The organism is Mycobacterium sp. MS1601, from assembly GCF_001984215.1.
Lineage (GTDB): Bacteria > Actinomycetota > Actinomycetes > Mycobacteriales > Mycobacteriaceae > Mycobacterium.
On sequence record NZ_CP019420.1, the window covers coordinates 5581173 to 5596506 of the forward strand.

Consider the following 15334-nt stretch of genomic DNA (forward strand, 5'->3'; position numbering starts at 1 on the left):
TGCCTCCACGCTACGAGGACGTCGCCGAAGCTGCCAGCTACCCCGTGTGCTGCGGTATAGGCTCCGTGCATGATGCGGCGTTTCGCGGCCCTGGTCTCTGTGATGGCGGCCGGTGTGCTCTCAGCCGTTCCCGCTTCCGCTGAGACGGCTGAGCCGACCGAGTGCGCCTACACCCTGAGCGCGCCCTACGTCGTCGAGGTCGCAGGCACAAAAATGGTGACGGCCACCATGCAGCCCGCGGCGTGCCCATCCGCTGTCACCACTGTGCTGCAGGCATGCCTGTCCATCCCGGGCAAGGTGGGTCGCTGCGACAACAGCAACGGCATCACCACGGCGCAGGTGTACCTCTCGCCCTACATCCCCGGACTGAACTACACCGCGCGCGGACGGGGATGCGCCGCGACCACCACGCCTCCGACGTCCTTCTGCACGTCGGTGGGGCCCACCTCTGCTGTTCTCTAGGCCGGAGTCCAGCTGACCGGCAGTCTTTTGATGCCGTGGATGAACGCCGACAGCAACCGGGCCGGCTCCCCGGTGGCGGTGATGTCGGGGATCTGGCGGTGCAGTTCCTCGAAGACCACCCTGATCTCGCGGCGGGCCAGGTTGGCACCCAAACAGAAATGCGCCCCACCGCCGCCGAAACCCAGGTGCGGGTTGGGGTCGCGGCGGACATCGAAGCGCCAGGGGTCCGCGAACTTCGCCTCGTCGCGATTGGCTGAGCCGTACCAGAGCGTCACCTTGTCACCCTCGACCAACCGCACGCCGCTGAGCTCCACCTCACCGGTGACCGTTCGCCGCATGTAGGACACCGGCGACGCCCAGCGCAGGATCTCCTCGACGGCGGTGGGTGCGACGGCGTCGAAATCACCCCACCACTCGTCGCGCTGATCGGGATGGCGGGACAGGGCGAGCACGCCATGGCTGATCGCATTGCGCGTGGTCTCGTTGCCTGCCACCGCCAACAGGATGAAGAAGGAGGCCACCTCGGCCGAGGTCAGCCGCTCGCCGTCGACCTCGGCCTGCACCAGGCTGGTGGTCAGATCATGGCCGGGGCTCGTGCGCCGGTTCTCGGCGAGTTCATGTGCGTAGGCACCGATCTCCATGGCGACACGCACGAATTCGTCGAAATCGGCGGTGAGATCCGGGTCCCCGAAGCCCAGGATGATGTTGGTCCAGGCGAAGACCCGGTTGTGGTCGGCTTCCGGGATCCCCATCATGTCGCAGATGATCTGCAACGGCAGCGGCCCGGCCAGTTCGGTGACCAGCTCGGCGTTGCCGTCGGGATGGCGCTCGATCATGTCGGTGACCAGTCGGCATGCGCGGTCTCGCACCGATTTCTCGATACGAGCCACCACCTTCGGGGTGAAGGCCCGGCTGACGATGGCGCGAAGTCGTTGATGCCTGGGATCGTCGAGGGCGATCATCGAGCCGAAGTACTCGGCCAGTTCCGGGGTCTGATCACCGATGGTGATCCCGGAAGCCGAACTGAACAGCTCCGGGTGCCTGCTGGCGAAGTGCACGTCGTCGTATCGGGTGAGGGCCCAGAAACCGCGACCCTCAGGGGTTCATGGGCTCCCGGAAGAACGCCACGGGTGATTCACGACGCAACGTGGCAAAGGCACCGTCCCTGGCGTCGTCATCCCCGGACCAGAACTGCCAGGTGCCCAGGTCGATGCCGTTGCGCGGCACGTCGGGCGGTGGTCGGCCGTTGGTGCGGGTCGAGATCCCCATGCCGCGCGAGCCTAACCGCCGAGTGCGAGCCACGAGGTCAACTGAGCGCGCAGGGTGCGACGTGCTTGCGCGCCGGGGTTTACCCGCTGCGACGATGGGGACTCTGGCGTGATGCCTACCGTGTCTCGTACGTTCACCGTCTCTATCCCGCCCGCGCAGGTACTGGAGTACCTCAAGGACTTCGCCAACGCCGAGCACTGGGACCCGGGTACCCAACGCTGCACACGACTGGACAGTGGACCTGTGGTGGTCGGATCCCGGTGGCACAACGAATCGAAGATCTTTGGTGTCTCAACGGAATTGGAGTACACGCTCAAGGAGGTGTCGTCAGATCGGGTGGTGTTCGAAGGCAACAACAAGTCGTCGACCACCGTCGACACCATCGTGGTCACCGCAGCCCCGGAAGGCGCGCAGATCAGCTATCAGGCGGATCTGACGATGCGCGGCGCAGGGAAACTGGCGGACCCGGCGATGAAGTTGATCTTCGAGAAATTGGCCGGTGACACCGAGGCCCAGATGACGTCCGCGCTCAACGGACTGCGCGGCAACTGATATCAGAATGTAATTCCAGTATTGACCGAAATGGCCGTGGAGTGGCCAATTTTTCTGTTCGTGATAGGGCGGTCAGCGCGACTGCATGGGAATCAGTGCGAAGATCTCGTTGATGGTGGCCCGGATGTAGTCGCCAGGCTGACGTGCTGCCGGAGCCGAGGATCCCGGAGTCACGGTGTTCCGCACTGCGGCGTACGGGGTGCCCGCTTGGGCGCCGCACTTGGGCCACGCCTTGAGTCCCTGGGTGGCCAGGACGTTTTCGGCGACGCGGATCTGCTCGGCACGGCTGGCCTGGGCCGGATGGCCCACACCGCCATTGGCCTGCCAGGTTGCCGGCTTGAACTGCAGCCCGCCGTAGAAGCCGTTTCCGGTGTTGATGTTCCAGTTGCCGCCGGACTCGCACTGGGCGATGGCGTCCCAGTTGACGCTATCGGCGTTCGCGGTGCCACTGGACAGTGCGAGCATTCCGTAGAGGAGCGCACCGGTGAACGCGGCCATGGCGAAGAGTTTCCCGACGATCTTCATGATGGGCATTTCGTAACACTTGACGCATGCGTTACTACCGAAACAAGAATTTATTCCCGCCACAGAAGTTTATCTCTGTCACATAACTTTACGTTTATCTCAGAAATATCTCGAGTCACATTAGTGTAATTCAATAACACCCACTTCTGCACCACTTCGCACTGGAGGACACCGTGAAAGTTCGCTTCGGCATCGGACTTGGACCCGAAACCCCAGCTGCAGGCCTGCCGGCGATAGTCGACGCCCTCGAGTCCGCCGGCATCGATTCGCTGTGGTTCTCCGAACTGGTCTACTCCGATGCCGTCGACCCCTTCATCGGAATGGCCACCGCCCTGGCCCGCACCACCCACCTCAAAGTCGGTACGTCGGTGGCGGTCCTGCCGGGCGGCAGGCACCCGGTGCTGGTGGCCAAGCAACTCGCCTCGCTCGCCGCACTCGGCCCCAAACGGGTGCTCCCCGCGTTCGGACTGCGGTCAGCCACGCCCGCCGAACGCGATGTCTTCACCGTGCCGCGAGGGCGTCGGGCAGCGGTCTTCGACGAATCGTTGCAACTGGTGCGCGACATGCTCACCGGCGCACCGGTGAACTTCGCCGGAGAATTCTTCACGGTGTCGGGGGCCAGTGTCGGAGCCCTCCCGTCGCAGCCACTGGACCTGTGGCTCGGCGGGTCGGCACCGGCGGCGTTCCGACGCATCGGGCGTCTGGCCGACGGATGGCTCGGCAGCTTCCTCACCCCACAGGAGGCCGGACGGGCCAGGCTTGCCATCGAGGCCGAGGCCTACAAGGCCGGCCGGGAGATCGAAGCCGACCACTTCGGGATCTCGCTGGCAGTTCTCGACGGCGAGCTGCCCGATCGCTTGGCCACCGCCATCCGTGCCCGCCGCCCCGACGTGGACCCCACCGAACTGGTGGCGGGGGACTGGGACGCGTTGCACCGCCAGCTCGACGGCTACCTCGAGGCCGGTCTGACCAAGTTCGTCATCCGGGCCGGCAATGCAGGCGACCCCGAGGGATTCATCGCCAGGTTCGCCGAGGAGCTGCTGCCGCGGCAGAACTAGATGCATCGACGATGCGGCGACGGTGGGGGTACTCCCAGCGGAGCGAGGGGCGAGCCGGGGAGGGAGGGCCGGCTATTGCATAACTGACTAGCATCACCACCGTGAAACTCCGACTGTGGGTCGTCGCCGCAATGCTTGCTCTGACACTGCCCGGTACGCCCACCGCGGTCGCCGAACCAGCGCCAGCGACGTCGTACACGTTTGCTGCCTGCTACGACCCGGCATCGCCAGCCCCGGAGCGACCTGCCACCGTCGTCTACGGCTGCGATCACAGCAGCGTCATGGAGAACATGACCTGGACTCAATGGGATGCCGCGGGCGCACGGGGTACCGGTGTCGACGACGCCATCGAATGCCGGCCGAACTGCGCGGAGGGCCCGCGCCTGGTCAACCCAATCATCGTGCACGCCTGGAACCCGGCTCCGCCTCAGGTACCGGGATGTCCGGCCGGCATCGAGTTCTTCCGCGACTTCACGGTCGCCTATCCCGAGTCCGTCCCACCCTGGGTTCAGCCGGGCACCTCATGGACCGATGACGTCCACTACATCTACCTCGACGGCATGCCCGCAGTGCACTTCACCAACCAGACTCCGTACAGCTGTCTTTGAGGACCTTTGCCCGACAGAAAAGGACCTTCGCCGCGCCTGGCGGCCCGCGTGATTTCCTACCGTCGTGGGCATGACGTATGTGATCGGTTCCGAATGTGTCGACGTGATGGACAAGTCCTGCGTTCAGGAATGCCCGGCGGACTGCATCTACGAAGGACTGCGGTCGCTCTACATCAACCCCGTCGAATGTGTCGACTGCGGCGCCTGCCGGATCGCCTGCCGGGTTGACGCCATCTACTACGAAACCGACCTGCCCGATTCCGAACTCGCCCACCTCGAGGACAACGCCGCGTTCTTCACCGACATCCTGCCGGGACGTGACGCCCCGCTCGGTGACCCGGGTGGCGCCGCGACCGTGGGCGCCACCGGCGTCGACACCCCACTGGTCGCCGCGATGCCCACCCGTGAGATCCCCGCACACTGATCCCGGTTCGCATTCCGGTCGCCGATGGAGTAGAGAAAAGGCGAGAGTCTCTCGGTAGGCTCACGCGAGCGAGTCGGTGACGACCTCGCGATCCCGGGTCCGTTCTCTCCCACACGGCCCGGGAACGAAGGGAGTTTCATGTGATGGACACGGTTCTCGGCGTGTCGGTGACCCCGACCAACGTCCGGTCCGTGCTGGTCGAAGGTCGTGGCGCCGACGGTGCCACCCTCGGCCACGACGAATACGACGTCTTCGAAGAGGTCGGCGCTGCGTTGAAGCGCGCGCAGGACGACGCCGGCGACCAGAACGTGGCCTCCATCGGCGTCACCTGGAGCGACGACGCCGAACTGGAAGCCTCGGTTGTCCTCGACGCGATGGCGCGCGCCGGTCTCACCGGCGTCAGCGCCGTTCCGCTGTCGGACGCCGTCGAAGCGCTGGCAAGCAGCATCGGCAGGGTCATCGGCTACCAGCGCACCGCGCTGTGTGTGGTCGAACCCGACACCGCGGCCATCGCCGTGGTCGACACCGCCGAAGACTCGGTCGACGTCCTGATCAGCCATGCCATCGACACCGAGGAAGCACTCATCGACTGGGTCGGTGCCACGCTCGCCGAGGACATGCGGCCAGAGGGACTGTTCATGGTCGGATCCGTACCCGGCCTGCGTGACACCGCCAGCACCTTGGAAGCGGAGCTGAAGCTGCCGGTGTTCAACCCGCCGGAAGCCGAGCTGGCCCTGGCGCACGGTGCGGCGCTGGCCTCCGCAGACGGTGGAGTGCTGCCGTTCGATTTCGACGTTCCCGTGCTACCCGCCAAGCCACGACGCAATCCCGTCGCCGCTCCGCTGACCATGCTGGTCGCGGGCGCGGTCACCTTCGTGGTGTCGTTGTCGATCGCCGTAGGTGATCAGTTGGCTCCCGAGACCGTACCGACGGCGTCCGCGGAGAAGATCCAGGAGAGCAGGGCAGTGCCTCAGGCCCGTCCCACTCCGCCGCAACCTGCCGCGCCGCCAGCTGTCGAGGTGCCCGCCCCGCCGGTGGTTGCTCCGGTGGTGGCCGAGCAGGTGCTGCCGCCCATCGAGGCACTTCCGCCGGAACCGGTGCCCGAGGCGGTTGTTCCCGAGTACGTCCCGGAGTATGTTCCCGAGGCACCTGCGCCGCCGCCCGCGGCGGTGCTGCCGCCCCCGCCGCCGGTGTATCAGGCACCCGTGGTGCCCCAACCCAGGAGCTTGTGGGAGCGGTTCAAAGACAAGCTCAAGCCAGGACCCGACGAACCGGAGTGGCAGCTGGCGCCGGGAGCGGTGCCGCCGCCCGGCGTCCCGATTCCGCCGGGCTGACTCAGACCAGCTGCGCGGCGCGCTTGCCGGTGTAGCTCACCTGCCAGTGCTTGATGCCGTTGAGCCAGCCGGACCGCAGCCTCTCCGGTGTGCTCATCGGTGTCAGGTCCGGCATCTGGTCGGCGATGGCGCCGAAGATCAGGTCAATGGTCATCTTGGCCAGATTCGCGCCGACGCAGTAATGCGCGCCGGTGCCTCCGAACCCGACATGGGGGTTCGGGTCTCGGGTGATGTCGAACCGGAACGGATCGGTGAACACGTCTTCGTCGAAGTTGGCCGAACGATAGGACATCACCACCCGCTGGCCCTCGAGGATCGGCACACCGGACAGTTCGGTGTCTCGCAGCGCGGTGCGTTGGAACGACGTCACCGGCGTGGCCCACCGGACGATCTCGTCGGCCGCCGTCGCGGGCCGTTCCCGCTTGTAGAGCTCCCATTGATCGGGATGCTCGGTGAAAGCGATCATGCCGTGGGTGATCGAGTTGCGGGTCGTTTCGTTGCCCGCCACCGCCAGCAGCACCATGAAGAACCCGAACTCGTCGTCGGAGAGCTTGTGGCCGTCGACGTCGGCCTCGATGAGCTTCGTCACGATGTCCTCGCCTGGTTCTTTGGCGCGGAGGGCCGCCAACTGCATGGCGTACATGATCAGCTCCATGGCCGAGTTGCGGCCGTCGTGGTGTGCGAACTCGGGGTCGTCGTCGGCGACCATTTGGTTGGACCAGTCGAATATCTTCTTGCGGTCCTCCAAAGGGATGCCGATCAGACCCGCGATGGCCTGCAGCGGCAGTTCGCATGCCACCTGCTCCACAAAATCACCTGAGCCCTCGGCGGCGGCCTTGGCCACGATGTCCTGAGCCCTGGTGTGCAGATCCTCGCGCAACCTCTCCACAGCGCGGGGGGTGAACCCGCGGGAGATGATCTTGCGCAGGTGGGTGTGGTGCGGCGCGTCCATGTTCAGCAACACGAACTTGCCGGTCTCGATCTGGTCTCCGGTCGAGCCCTTGGGGTAGCGGGGCAGCGCTGTCTTGGCGAGGCTCGAGAACACGTCGCTGCGCCGCGAGATCTCCTTGACGTCCTTGTGTTTGGTCACCACCCAGTAGCCGCCGTCGTCGAATCCGCCCTGACCCATGGGTTGGGCGTTCCACCAGATAGGGGCGGTGCGGCGCAACTCGGCGAGTTCCTCGACGGGGAGCCGCTCGCGGTTGAGGTCGGGATCGGTGAAGTCGAAGTCCGGCGGAAGGCTTGGGGTCGACATAGTGCGTTCTCCTGAGATGGTCTGTGCGACGTGCAGCCGTGTAAGGCATTGGTACACCGCAGATCAGAGTGTTGTGGCGGGTTGGCGAAATCTGAATTGAAACGTGTTCCTGATCCTGCCTGGGAACGGATTGCCGCAGTTCGGAGTTGGTTCTGTCGTGGCAGAAACCGCCAGGGTGGGAGATCGTCGGTTCGATGAACGCAGCATGGCTCGGCTGGTGCTGCGGGTGGCGATTATCGTCGCGGTGGTGGCCGCGATGGTGTTCGTGGAGACCCAATCCCGGTCGGGTGTGCTGTGGCGGTTCGTGACATTCACCTACCAGGCCAACCTGCTCGCGGCGGCTTACTATGCGTGGACTCTGGTGACCCCACGCGCTGATCAGCGCGCCGGGCTGCGCGGCGCGGCGGTGCTTTACGTCGTGGTGGCGGGCGTGGTCTGGAATCTGTATCTGGTCGACATGAGTGCCGGCTACACCCCGGCGAACTTCCTGCTGCACGTGGTGGTTCCGGTGCTGGCGTTCGTGGATTGGGTTCTAGTCGGACACAGCCAGAGTCAGGTGCGGTGGTGGCAGCCGCTGGCGTGGCTGACCTATCCGGCCGCCTACCTGGGCTTGGCGGTGGTGGTGCTGAACAACCTTGGCCGCAGAGCGCCGTACTACTTCCTGGATGCGGGCCGCATAGGTGCTGCCGAGGTGGCCGTCAACGTGGTCATCCTCGCCGCCGGGTTTGTCGGTCTCGGGTACGCCCTGTCCCTGGTGGGTCGCGCGGCGGTCAGGATCAGGCTGTGAGCCAGATGTGTCGTCGATGAGAGTTCTTTTCTCGGGGGTGTAACGAATCCCTCGGCTTGGCAGAATCACATGGCATGGTGCGGATCCACACACGTAGTGCAGTCTGGTCAGCGGCTCTCGGCGCGCTCGGTGCTGCCGCTTTTCTGGGCGCGGCCCCCTCGGCGTCGGCCGAACCCGCCCCGGTGATCCCGGTGCCGGCTCCGGCACCCGTCGTCGGTGCGCCCGCCCCGCTGCCGGGCGCTCCGGCTCCGTTGGCCGCGCCCGCTCCGCTGCCGGGCGCTCCGGCTCCGTTGCCGGGTGCCCCCGCTCCGTTGGCCGCCCCGCTGCCCCCGGCCGAGGTGCAGCATCTGTCCAGCCCCGAAAACCTGCCGCCGGGCGCCAGCTTGACCCCGACCGGCCCTCAGCAGAGCAGCGGAGTGTCCTATCTGCGGGAGCTGTGGCACGCCGTCCAGACCCAGGAAGTCAGCAAGGCGGATGCGGTGCTGCTGTTGACGCAGCGTCCGATGAACGCCGATACCCCGCCGCCGATGGGTGTGCCCGCCGGCCCGCAGGCTCCACTGCCGCCCGCGCCCGTCCCGCTGCCGGTGGATCCGATGGCAGCACCGGCTCCGGCCCCGGTGCCGCCGCCGGCCTGACCTTTTTCTGTAATCCGTCGCCGCCTCGGCGACCGGCCTGATTTGTTGTAGGCCGGCCCTGCCTCACCGGCTCCTCCGTCGCCGCCTCGGCGACCGGCCTGATTTGTTGCAGTCCGGCCCTGCCTCACCGGCTCCTCCGTCGCCGCCTCGGCGACCGGCCTAATCGGTTTGCAGTCCGGCCCTGCCTCACCGGCTCCTCCGTCGCCGCCTCGGCGACCGGCCTAACCCGTCGGCTCGGCAGTCACCGTGACGGTCACGGTGGCTGTGGGAATCGCAGTTGTCGAGGACGTTGCCGTCGAGGAGCTGGACGTGGTCGGTGCCGTCGACGTCGAGGTGCCCTCAGCGGTGAAGCGTGGCTGCTCGTACTCCACCCAGGTGTCGCGATACACCACTTTGCCGTCCTCGGCGGTAACCAGCAGCTGCTGCGGTGTCACCGAATAGGTGGCGCCCTCGTTCTCCACCACAAAACCGCCGTCGGCGGCAGTGGCAGCAGCCTTGAGGCCCGCTTCGTCGCTCAGCCGTACGCCGCGATACTCGTAGCCGCCGGCAGGTGTGGTGCAGATGGCCACCAGCGAGCGGGTGGTCCGGCCGTAGGCGACGGCCAGTTGTGTGCTGTCGCAGTGTGCGTTGGTGCCGACGTAACCCTGCTCGTCGCTGGTGATGGTCGGCTCCGCCGTGGCGATTCCGGGCAGCAGCACCCCCGCGGTGAGCGCGGCGGCAGCTCCCGTCATTGCCAGCAGTTGACGGCCAGTGGGCATGGTTATGGCTTCCCTCCGTGGATGGTTTCTCAAGCAAACCACCCGGAGCAGCCAACACCTCGTTCATCACCTGGCGTTTCGCCGAAAGATCGACAAATCGCGGGGGTGCGGCGGCGCCGCCGGATTAGGCTCGGCGCATGCGTGGACTGAGCATCGCCGCAGCTGCCGCTGTTTCTGCCCTGATTGCCGCCCCCACTGCCGGCGCGGTCCCCAATGACCCCGCGATCACGATGGCCGATGTCCCCAACATGGTCTTCGGCCCCGGCGTGCAGCTCAGCTACCAGTGCCACAGCTGGGAACGGTTCATCTTCGGTCGCAGTGACAACGGTCAGACGTACGCCTGCCACTACATCCCGAACCAGTGGCCCCCGGTCTACACCGGGTTCTGGGTGCATTCGCCACCGTTGTACGGCGTACAGGAGATCGGCGCTCCGTGCCCCAACTACCGCAGTGCCGCCGCACAAACCGCCGACGGACTGGCACTGGAGTGCACCGAGTTCCGAGGCTGGCAGCAGGACTTCTACGCCTAGACCGCCAGCCTCGTCAGACGCCCGCTGCCTCGTTGAGTTCGTTCAGCCGGCCCGTCGCCTCCAAGTACTCCTGAACCCAGCGCTCGATCACAGTCGACGTCTTCTCGACCTTCGTGAACTGCCCAACCACCTGACCGACGGGATTGAACGCCACGTCGACGGTCTCGTTCGGGTACTTGTGCGTGGCGGCGACGGCCAGCCCGGACACCATGAACTGCAGCGGCATGCCCAGTGGCTTCGGGTTCTCCGGCGCTTCCCACGCCTCGGTCCAGTCGTTGCGCAGCATGCGAGCGGGCTTCCCGGTGAAGGAGCGGCTGCGCACGGTGTCGCGGCTGCCCGCCTTGATATAGGCGGCCTGCTGCACCGGGGTGTTCTCAGCTTCTTCGACCATCAGCCACTGCGAACCGGTCCAGGCGCCCTGGGCGCCCAGCGCCAGCGCCGCGGCGATCTGCTGCCCGTTGCCTATGCCGCCCGCGGCCAGCACCGGAACCGGTGCCACCTCTTTGACCACCTGCGGCCACAGCACGATGGAACCCACCTCGCCGCTGTGCCCGCCGGCCTCGCCGCCCTGGGCGATGATGATGTCCACCCCGGCGTCTGCGTGCTTGCGGGCCTGCGACGGTGACCCGCACAGTGCCGCCACCTGACGGCCCTCGGCATGGATGTGGTCGATCATGTCCTTCGGCGGGGTGCCCAGCGCATTGGCGATCAACGTCATCTTCGGGTGCTTGAGCGCGATCTCGACCTGCGGGGTGGCGGTGGCCTCGGTCCAGCCGAGCAGGCGCAGGGTGTTCTCGTTGTCCTCGGCGGTCAACGGCACTCCATGGTCGGTGAGTACCTTGCGGGCGAAGTCCAGATGCTCCTGGGGCACCATGTCGGCCAGCATCTTGCCCAGTTCGTCGGCCGACAGGTTGGAGTCCATGCCCTCGTACTTGTTGGGGATCACGATGTCCACGCCGTAGGGGTGATCACCGATGTTCTCGTCGATCCAGTTCAGCTCGATCTCCAGCTGTTCGGGGCTGAAGCCGACCGCGCCCAGCACTCCGAACCCGCCGGCCTTGCTGACCGCCACCACCACGTCGCGGCAGTGGGTGAAGGCGAAGATGGGGAATTCGATGCCCAACGAATCGCAGAGAGAGGTGTGCATGACGGAATCCTTGCTCGGGGCGGAGGGGAAACTGAAACGTGTTCTAGTTTAATACCCGGGGCCCGGCAGATGTGTCAGCGGGTCCCTTCCTCGGCGCGCTGCGCCACTGCGGCCACATTGGATTCGTCGACGAACGCCGGGCCGGTCAGCGTCGGCAGACCGCCGCCGATGACGTTGCGGTTGGACAGGTACAACCACAGTGAATTCACCGCGAGGTAGCCCTGCAGGAACGGCTGCTGGTCCACCGCCCAGCCGATGGTGCCGCGCTCGACGGCGTCGATCACGGCGGTGTTGGTGTCGAACGTGACGACTTTGGCATAACTGTTCGCCTCGCCTACGGCCTGTAGTGCGGTCAGAGCCACCGGCGCACCCAGGGTCAGAACCCGGTCGATCGACCGGTCCTGCTGCAGCTTGGTCACCAGGTCCGCTTTGACGGACTGAGGTCGAATCCCGTCGACATAGAGCCGCTGCACCGGCCCGCCGAAGGTGTCGTCGACGCCGTCGCAGCGTGACTCCAGCCCGACGTGCCCGTGCACCTGCAGGACGCAGAGCACATTGACGGCACCTTCGTGTTGCAGGCGCCTGCCGACATCCTGCCCGGCCACCAGGTCATCCTGACCGAAGTAGGCGATGGCACCCAGGTCGCGCCATGCGCCGATGCCGGTGTTGACGGCTACCACCGGGACGCCGGAACTCACCGCGCGGCGCACCGCCGGCGCCATCGCGGCCGGATCGGCCAGCGTGACGGCGATACCGGCGACGCCCTGTTTCACCGCGTCGTCGACCTGGCGAGCCTGCATCGCGGAGTCGGGATCATGGCTGTACCGCAGTTCGATGCCGTCCTTGTCGGCTGCTGCTTGAGCACCACGGCGCACCAGGTCCCAGAACGTGTCCCCGGGCGGTTGATGGGTGACCAGAGCGACCGTCGGACGGGGTACTGGCGGTGCCTGCGATGCAGGCTCGGCTCCCCGTCCTGCGCAGGCGGCCAGGGAGGCGACCAGCACCATCGCCGCCGCCAGAGCGGCGCAGCGTCGAGGGGTGTGCGGGCGCATGTTCTCAGTGTCGACCTCCCGCGCGCACATGTTCTGGCAAATCGCGAACCCCGAGCGCCCGAATGCTGATTACTCTTGCGGCATGACTGACCAAGACATCGCCACGACGCGGCGTGAGATCTCCAAAGCTCTATTGACGGCTCTGGACCGACGCCACGAGGTACTCGACGTGATCGTCGACGCCGAAGACCACCCTGCGGCGGTTGCCAAGATCGCCGAACTGCTGGGGATCTCCGTCCGTGGCGCAGAGGCGGTGGCGGGCCTGTCCTTCGACCGGCTGACCCGGCAGTCGCGCCGCACCATCGCCAAGGAACTCGAGGACGTCAGCAGCCAGCTCACCTTCACCCTCGGTGAGCGGCCGGCCAGCCTGGATGAGAGCCTCACCCTGCGACCGTTCGACGGCGACATCGACCGCGACATCTTCGCCGCCAGGACCCAGGACATCGGTTCGGCCGGCGATGGTTCCGGTGCGCCCGCCGCGGGTCTGGACGACGAGATCGGGGCTGCGCTGGCGCGGGTGCGCGCCGAGGAGGCCGCCTGGTTCGTGGCGCTGGAAGGCGCGGAGAAGGTCGGGATGACGTTCGGTGAGCTGCTCGACGGCGAGGTCAACGTCCGCATCTGGATCCACCCCGACCACCGCAAGAAGGGCTACGGCACCGCCGCACTGCGGCGTTGTCGCAGCGAGATGGCCGCCTACTTCCCGGCCGTGCCGATGGTGGTCCGGGCGCCGGGAGTTGCGCCGCGGTAGCCCTGCGTAGGCTCGCTGCGTGACAGTACGCGCGGGCATCGTGGTGACGGGGACGGAAGTGCTGACGGGGCGGGTGCAGGACCGCAACGGGCCCTGGCTGGCCGACCGGTTGCTCGAACTCGGCGTGGAGCTGGCCCACATCACGCTGTGCGGTGACCGTCCCGACGACATCGAGGCCCAGCTGCGGTTCCTGGCCGCAGAAGGCGTGGATCTGATCATCACCAGCGGAGGCCTTGGCCCCACCGCCGACGATATGACCGTGGCGGTGGTGGCCGAATTCTGCGGACGTGACCTTGTCCTCGATGCCGGCCTCGAGGACACCATCGCGGGCATCCTGCGCAGGCTGGGCGCCGCCCGCGGTCGCACGGTGGACTTCGAGTCCGTGATGGCCGCCAATCGCAAGCAGGCGCTGGTGCCCGCGGGTGCCGCCATTCTGCAACCGGTGGGCACCGCGCCTGGCGTGGTGGTGACCGGTAGCCCCACGGTGGTCGTATTGCCCGGGCCGCCAAGGGAATTGCAGTCCATGTGGCGCACCGCGGTGCAGACTCCGGAACTGCAGCAAGCCATCGCCGGGCGTACCCACTACGAGCAGGCGACGGTTCGGATGTTCGGGCTGCCGGAGTCCGACCTGGCCGAGACCCTGCGCGTTGCCGAGACACGGGTCGACGGTTTCGACAACCTGGAGATCACCACCTGCCTGCGCCGCGGCGAACTGGAGATCGTCACACGATTTGAGCCTGAGGCCGCACCGGTCTATGCCGCGCTGCTCGAGGTGCTCCTGGACAGGCATCCTGGCGAGGTGTTCTCCACCGACGGCGCTCTGGTCGACGAGCAGGTGGCCGCGGCGCTGGCTGGTCGCACCATAGCCACCGCCGAATCCTGTACCGCGGGACTACTGGCGGCCAGGCTGGCTGACCAACCCGGCTGCTCGGCGTATCTGCTGGGTTCTGTGGTGGCCTATGCAAATTCCGCGAAAACTGAACTGCTGCAGGTGGATCCAGCTTTGATCGCCGAACACGGCGCGGTGTCCGAGCCGGTGGCCGAAGCGATGGCGACGGGTGCACTGACCCGCTTCGGCGCCGATACCGCCGTGGCCATCACCGGTATCGCAGGCCCCGGCGGCGGCACCGAGGACAAGCCCGTCGGCACGGTCTGTTTCAGCGTGCAGGCCGCCGACGGACGCGGGCGCACCGTGACCAGGCTGCTGCCGGGTGATCGTGCCGACGTCCGGGAACGCTCGACCACCATCGCATTGCACCTACTGCGGCAACTGCTCATCCCATAACGCCAGCATGGCGCGCAGGATGTCCTCGGCGCGCCCCAGTCCGGCCAGGTGGCTTTCGCCGGCCAGCGGGAACATCTGTGCGTCAGGCAGTCGGGACACCACGTGCTGGCCGTGCGCGAACGGCACGATGTGGTCCAAGGCGCCGTGCCACCACCGCACCGGGACCTTCACCTCGTCGAGCCGGAAACCCCAGTCCCTGGCGAACACGACGACGTCGGCGAACGGGGCGGCGAGTTGTTTGCGACTGCCGTTGAGCAGGTCGTCGAGGAACATCGCGCGGAACTCGGGGCGCACCAGCAGCCTGCGGTCGGCTTCCGGTGACACCCGGGCGTAGGCATACAGCGCGGGAGTGGCGACCGGACGGATCACCTGGATCAACGCGGTGGCCGCGATCCGCAGTGGGAACCCGGCCAATTCGATCAATGGGGCCACGGCGGACCCGAATCCCATCACCCCGCCACCGATGGCGTCCGGACCGACAGTCGGGGCCACCCCACCGAGCACTCCGGCCGCCACGACGCGGTCGGGCAGCGCCGCCGCGCAGCCCAAGGTGTACGGCCCGCCGCCGGACAGACCGACGACGACGAACTTGTCGATGCCCAGGACGTCGGCGATGGTCGCCAGGTCATAGGCGAACTCACCGACATTGGCGTACTGGAACGGGGTGGAGCTGCCGATGCCGGGCCGGTCGATGCCGATCAGCCGGATGCCCTGCTGTTCGGCGAACACCCGTGCCTCCTTCGGGATCTGGCGCCGGGCTCCCGGCGTGCCGTGCAGCCAGAAGACAGCGCGCCCCTGCGGGTCGCCGAACTCGGCGAAGCCGATCTGCCGCCAGGTGTCGACGGCGATGTTGCCCTCCAGCTTGGGGCGTTCGATCGCGGGAACCATCCGCAAAGTGTCGCACG

The 15334-nt window shown here is 66.8% G+C and carries 16 protein-coding genes and 2 pseudogenes; 11 read left to right on the top strand and 7 right to left on the bottom strand.

Annotated elements, in window-relative coordinates; genetic code table 11:
• The first annotated feature begins 69 nt into the window (after positions 1-69).
• Positions 70-462 carry a hypothetical protein gene (locus BVC93_RS26690; protein WP_083740058.1) on the top strand — a complete coding sequence of 131 codons (393 nt, stop codon included), beginning with the start codon at positions 70-72 and terminating at the stop codon, positions 460-462.
• Here BVC93_RS26690 and BVC93_RS26695 read toward each other — a convergent pair.
• Positions 459-1731 (bottom strand): annotated as a pseudogene (locus BVC93_RS26695) (cytochrome P450). The gene BVC93_RS26690 and the pseudogene BVC93_RS26695 overlap by 4 nt on opposite strands.
• 111 nt (positions 1732-1842) lie before the next feature.
• Here BVC93_RS26695 and BVC93_RS26700 point away from each other — a divergent pair.
• A complete protein-coding gene (locus tag BVC93_RS26700; RefSeq protein ID WP_083740059.1) occupies positions 1843-2283 on the top strand; it encodes an SRPBCC family protein in 441 nt (146 codons plus the stop codon).
• A gap of 72 nt (positions 2284-2355) precedes the next feature.
• On the opposite strand, the pseudogene BVC93_RS26705 reads toward BVC93_RS26700, so the two are convergent.
• Positions 2356-2718: pseudogene (locus BVC93_RS26705) on the bottom strand (transglycosylase family protein); the annotation flags it as partial.
• 263 nt (positions 2719-2981) lie between these two features.
• Here BVC93_RS26705 and BVC93_RS26710 point away from each other — a divergent pair.
• The 4 genes from BVC93_RS26710 to BVC93_RS26725 all read left to right on the top strand — a co-directional run bounded on the left by BVC93_RS26710 (position 2982) and on the right by BVC93_RS26725 (position 6232).
• Complete coding sequence (locus tag BVC93_RS26710) at positions 2982-3866, top strand: TIGR03854 family LLM class F420-dependent oxidoreductase (protein WP_083740061.1); 885 nt, start codon at positions 2982-2984, stop codon at positions 3864-3866.
• A 101-nt stretch (positions 3867-3967) separates the two neighbouring features.
• Positions 3968-4474, top strand: coding sequence for a hypothetical protein (locus tag BVC93_RS26715; RefSeq protein ID WP_157517096.1), 507 nt, complete (start codon positions 3968-3970; stop codon positions 4472-4474).
• Between the two features lie 70 nt (positions 4475-4544).
• A complete protein-coding gene (gene fdxA / locus BVC93_RS26720) occupies positions 4545-4898 on the top strand; it encodes a ferredoxin (RefSeq protein WP_083740062.1) in 354 nt (117 codons plus the stop codon).
• Positions 4899-5041: 143 nt separating this feature from the next.
• The gene (locus BVC93_RS26725; RefSeq protein WP_083740063.1) at positions 5042-6232 is read left to right on the top strand and encodes a DUF7159 family protein; all 1191 of its coding nucleotides are present in this window, start codon (positions 5042-5044) and stop codon (positions 6230-6232) included.
• 1 nt (position 6233) lies between these two features.
• On the opposite strand, the gene BVC93_RS26730 is transcribed toward BVC93_RS26725, so the two are convergent.
• Complete coding sequence (locus BVC93_RS26730; protein ID WP_083740064.1) at positions 6234-7487, bottom strand: cytochrome P450; 1254 nt, start codon at positions 7485-7487, stop codon at positions 6234-6236.
• Between the two features lie 205 nt (positions 7488-7692).
• On the opposite strand from BVC93_RS26730, the gene BVC93_RS26735 reads away from it, so the two are divergent.
• Both BVC93_RS26735 and BVC93_RS26740 read left to right on the top strand, forming a co-directional pair.
• Entirely contained in the window at positions 7693-8274 is a 582-nt protein-coding gene (locus tag BVC93_RS26735) for a Pr6Pr family membrane protein (protein ID WP_083741371.1), read from the top strand.
• 74 nt (positions 8275-8348) lie between these two features.
• Complete coding sequence (locus tag BVC93_RS26740) at positions 8349-8909, top strand: hypothetical protein (protein WP_083740065.1); 561 nt, start codon at positions 8349-8351, stop codon at positions 8907-8909.
• Between the two features lie 221 nt (positions 8910-9130).
• On the opposite strand, the gene BVC93_RS26745 is transcribed toward BVC93_RS26740, so the two are convergent.
• Positions 9131-9667, bottom strand: coding sequence for a hypothetical protein (locus tag BVC93_RS26745; protein ID WP_083740066.1), 537 nt, complete (start codon positions 9665-9667; stop codon positions 9131-9133).
• Between the two features lie 137 nt (positions 9668-9804).
• On the opposite strand from BVC93_RS26745, the gene BVC93_RS26750 reads away from it, so the two are divergent.
• On the top strand, positions 9805-10197 hold the full coding sequence (locus BVC93_RS26750; RefSeq protein WP_083740067.1) for a hypothetical protein: 393 nt from the start codon (positions 9805-9807) through the stop codon (positions 10195-10197).
• Positions 10198-10210: 13 nt separating this feature from the next.
• On the opposite strand, the gene BVC93_RS26755 is transcribed toward BVC93_RS26750, so the two are convergent.
• Together BVC93_RS26755 and BVC93_RS26760 are read right to left on the bottom strand one after the other, a co-directional pair.
• Positions 10211-11344, bottom strand: a complete 1134-nt coding sequence (locus BVC93_RS26755) for a nitronate monooxygenase (protein WP_083740068.1) — start codon at positions 11342-11344, stop codon at positions 10211-10213.
• 74 nt (positions 11345-11418) lie between these two features.
• Positions 11419-12396 carry a substrate-binding domain-containing protein gene (locus tag BVC93_RS26760; protein WP_083740069.1) on the bottom strand — a complete coding sequence of 326 codons (978 nt, stop codon included), beginning with the start codon at positions 12394-12396 and terminating at the stop codon, positions 11419-11421.
• 82 nt (positions 12397-12478) lie between these two features.
• On the opposite strand from BVC93_RS26760, the gene BVC93_RS26765 reads away from it, so the two are divergent.
• Positions 12479-13144, top strand: coding sequence for a GNAT family N-acetyltransferase (locus BVC93_RS26765; protein WP_083740070.1), 666 nt, complete (start codon positions 12479-12481; stop codon positions 13142-13144).
• A 19-nt stretch (positions 13145-13163) separates the two neighbouring features.
• Positions 13164-14429 carry a competence/damage-inducible protein A gene (locus BVC93_RS26770; protein ID WP_083740071.1) on the top strand — a complete coding sequence of 422 codons (1266 nt, stop codon included), beginning with the start codon at positions 13164-13166 and terminating at the stop codon, positions 14427-14429.
• On the opposite strand, the gene BVC93_RS26775 is transcribed toward BVC93_RS26770, so the two are convergent.
• On the bottom strand, positions 14403-15317 hold the full coding sequence (locus BVC93_RS26775) for an alpha/beta fold hydrolase (RefSeq protein WP_083740072.1): 915 nt from the start codon (positions 15315-15317) through the stop codon (positions 14403-14405). The genes BVC93_RS26770 and BVC93_RS26775 overlap by 27 nt on opposite strands.
• Positions 15318-15334: the final 17 nt, after the last annotated feature.

Excerpts from the sequence above, each read along its gene's own strand:
- BVC93_RS26740 (WP_083740065.1), top strand. The coding sequence starts at position 8,349 with ATGGTGCGGATCCACACACGTAGTGCAGTCTGGTCAGCGGCTCTCGGC.
- fdxA (WP_083740062.1), top strand. The coding sequence starts at position 4,545 with ATGACGTATGTGATCGGTTCCGAATGTGTCGACGTGATGGACAAGTCC.
- BVC93_RS26725 (WP_083740063.1), top strand. The coding sequence starts at position 5,042 with ATGGACACGGTTCTCGGCGTGTCGGTGACCCCGACCAACGTCCGGTCC.
- BVC93_RS26775 (WP_083740072.1), bottom strand. The coding sequence starts at position 15,317 with ATGGTTCCCGCGATCGAACGCCCCAAGCTGGAGGGCAACATCGCCGTC.
- BVC93_RS26755 (WP_083740068.1), bottom strand. The coding sequence starts at position 11,344 with ATGCACACCTCTCTCTGCGATTCGTTGGGCATCGAATTCCCCATCTTC.
- BVC93_RS26765 (WP_083740070.1), top strand. The coding sequence starts at position 12,479 with ATGACTGACCAAGACATCGCCACGACGCGGCGTGAGATCTCCAAAGCT.
- BVC93_RS26750 (WP_083740067.1), top strand. The coding sequence starts at position 9,805 with ATGCGTGGACTGAGCATCGCCGCAGCTGCCGCTGTTTCTGCCCTGATT.
- BVC93_RS26760 (WP_083740069.1), bottom strand. The coding sequence starts at position 12,396 with ATGCGCCCGCACACCCCTCGACGCTGCGCCGCTCTGGCGGCGGCGATG.
- BVC93_RS26735 (WP_083741371.1), top strand. The coding sequence starts at position 7,693 with ATGGCTCGGCTGGTGCTGCGGGTGGCGATTATCGTCGCGGTGGTGGCC.
- BVC93_RS26730 (WP_083740064.1), bottom strand. The coding sequence starts at position 7,487 with ATGTCGACCCCAAGCCTTCCGCCGGACTTCGACTTCACCGATCCCGAC.
- BVC93_RS26700 (WP_083740059.1), top strand. The coding sequence starts at position 1,843 with ATGCCTACCGTGTCTCGTACGTTCACCGTCTCTATCCCGCCCGCGCAG.
- BVC93_RS26745 (WP_083740066.1), bottom strand. The coding sequence starts at position 9,667 with ATGCCCACTGGCCGTCAACTGCTGGCAATGACGGGAGCTGCCGCCGCG.
- BVC93_RS26690 (WP_083740058.1), top strand. The coding sequence starts at position 70 with ATGATGCGGCGTTTCGCGGCCCTGGTCTCTGTGATGGCGGCCGGTGTG.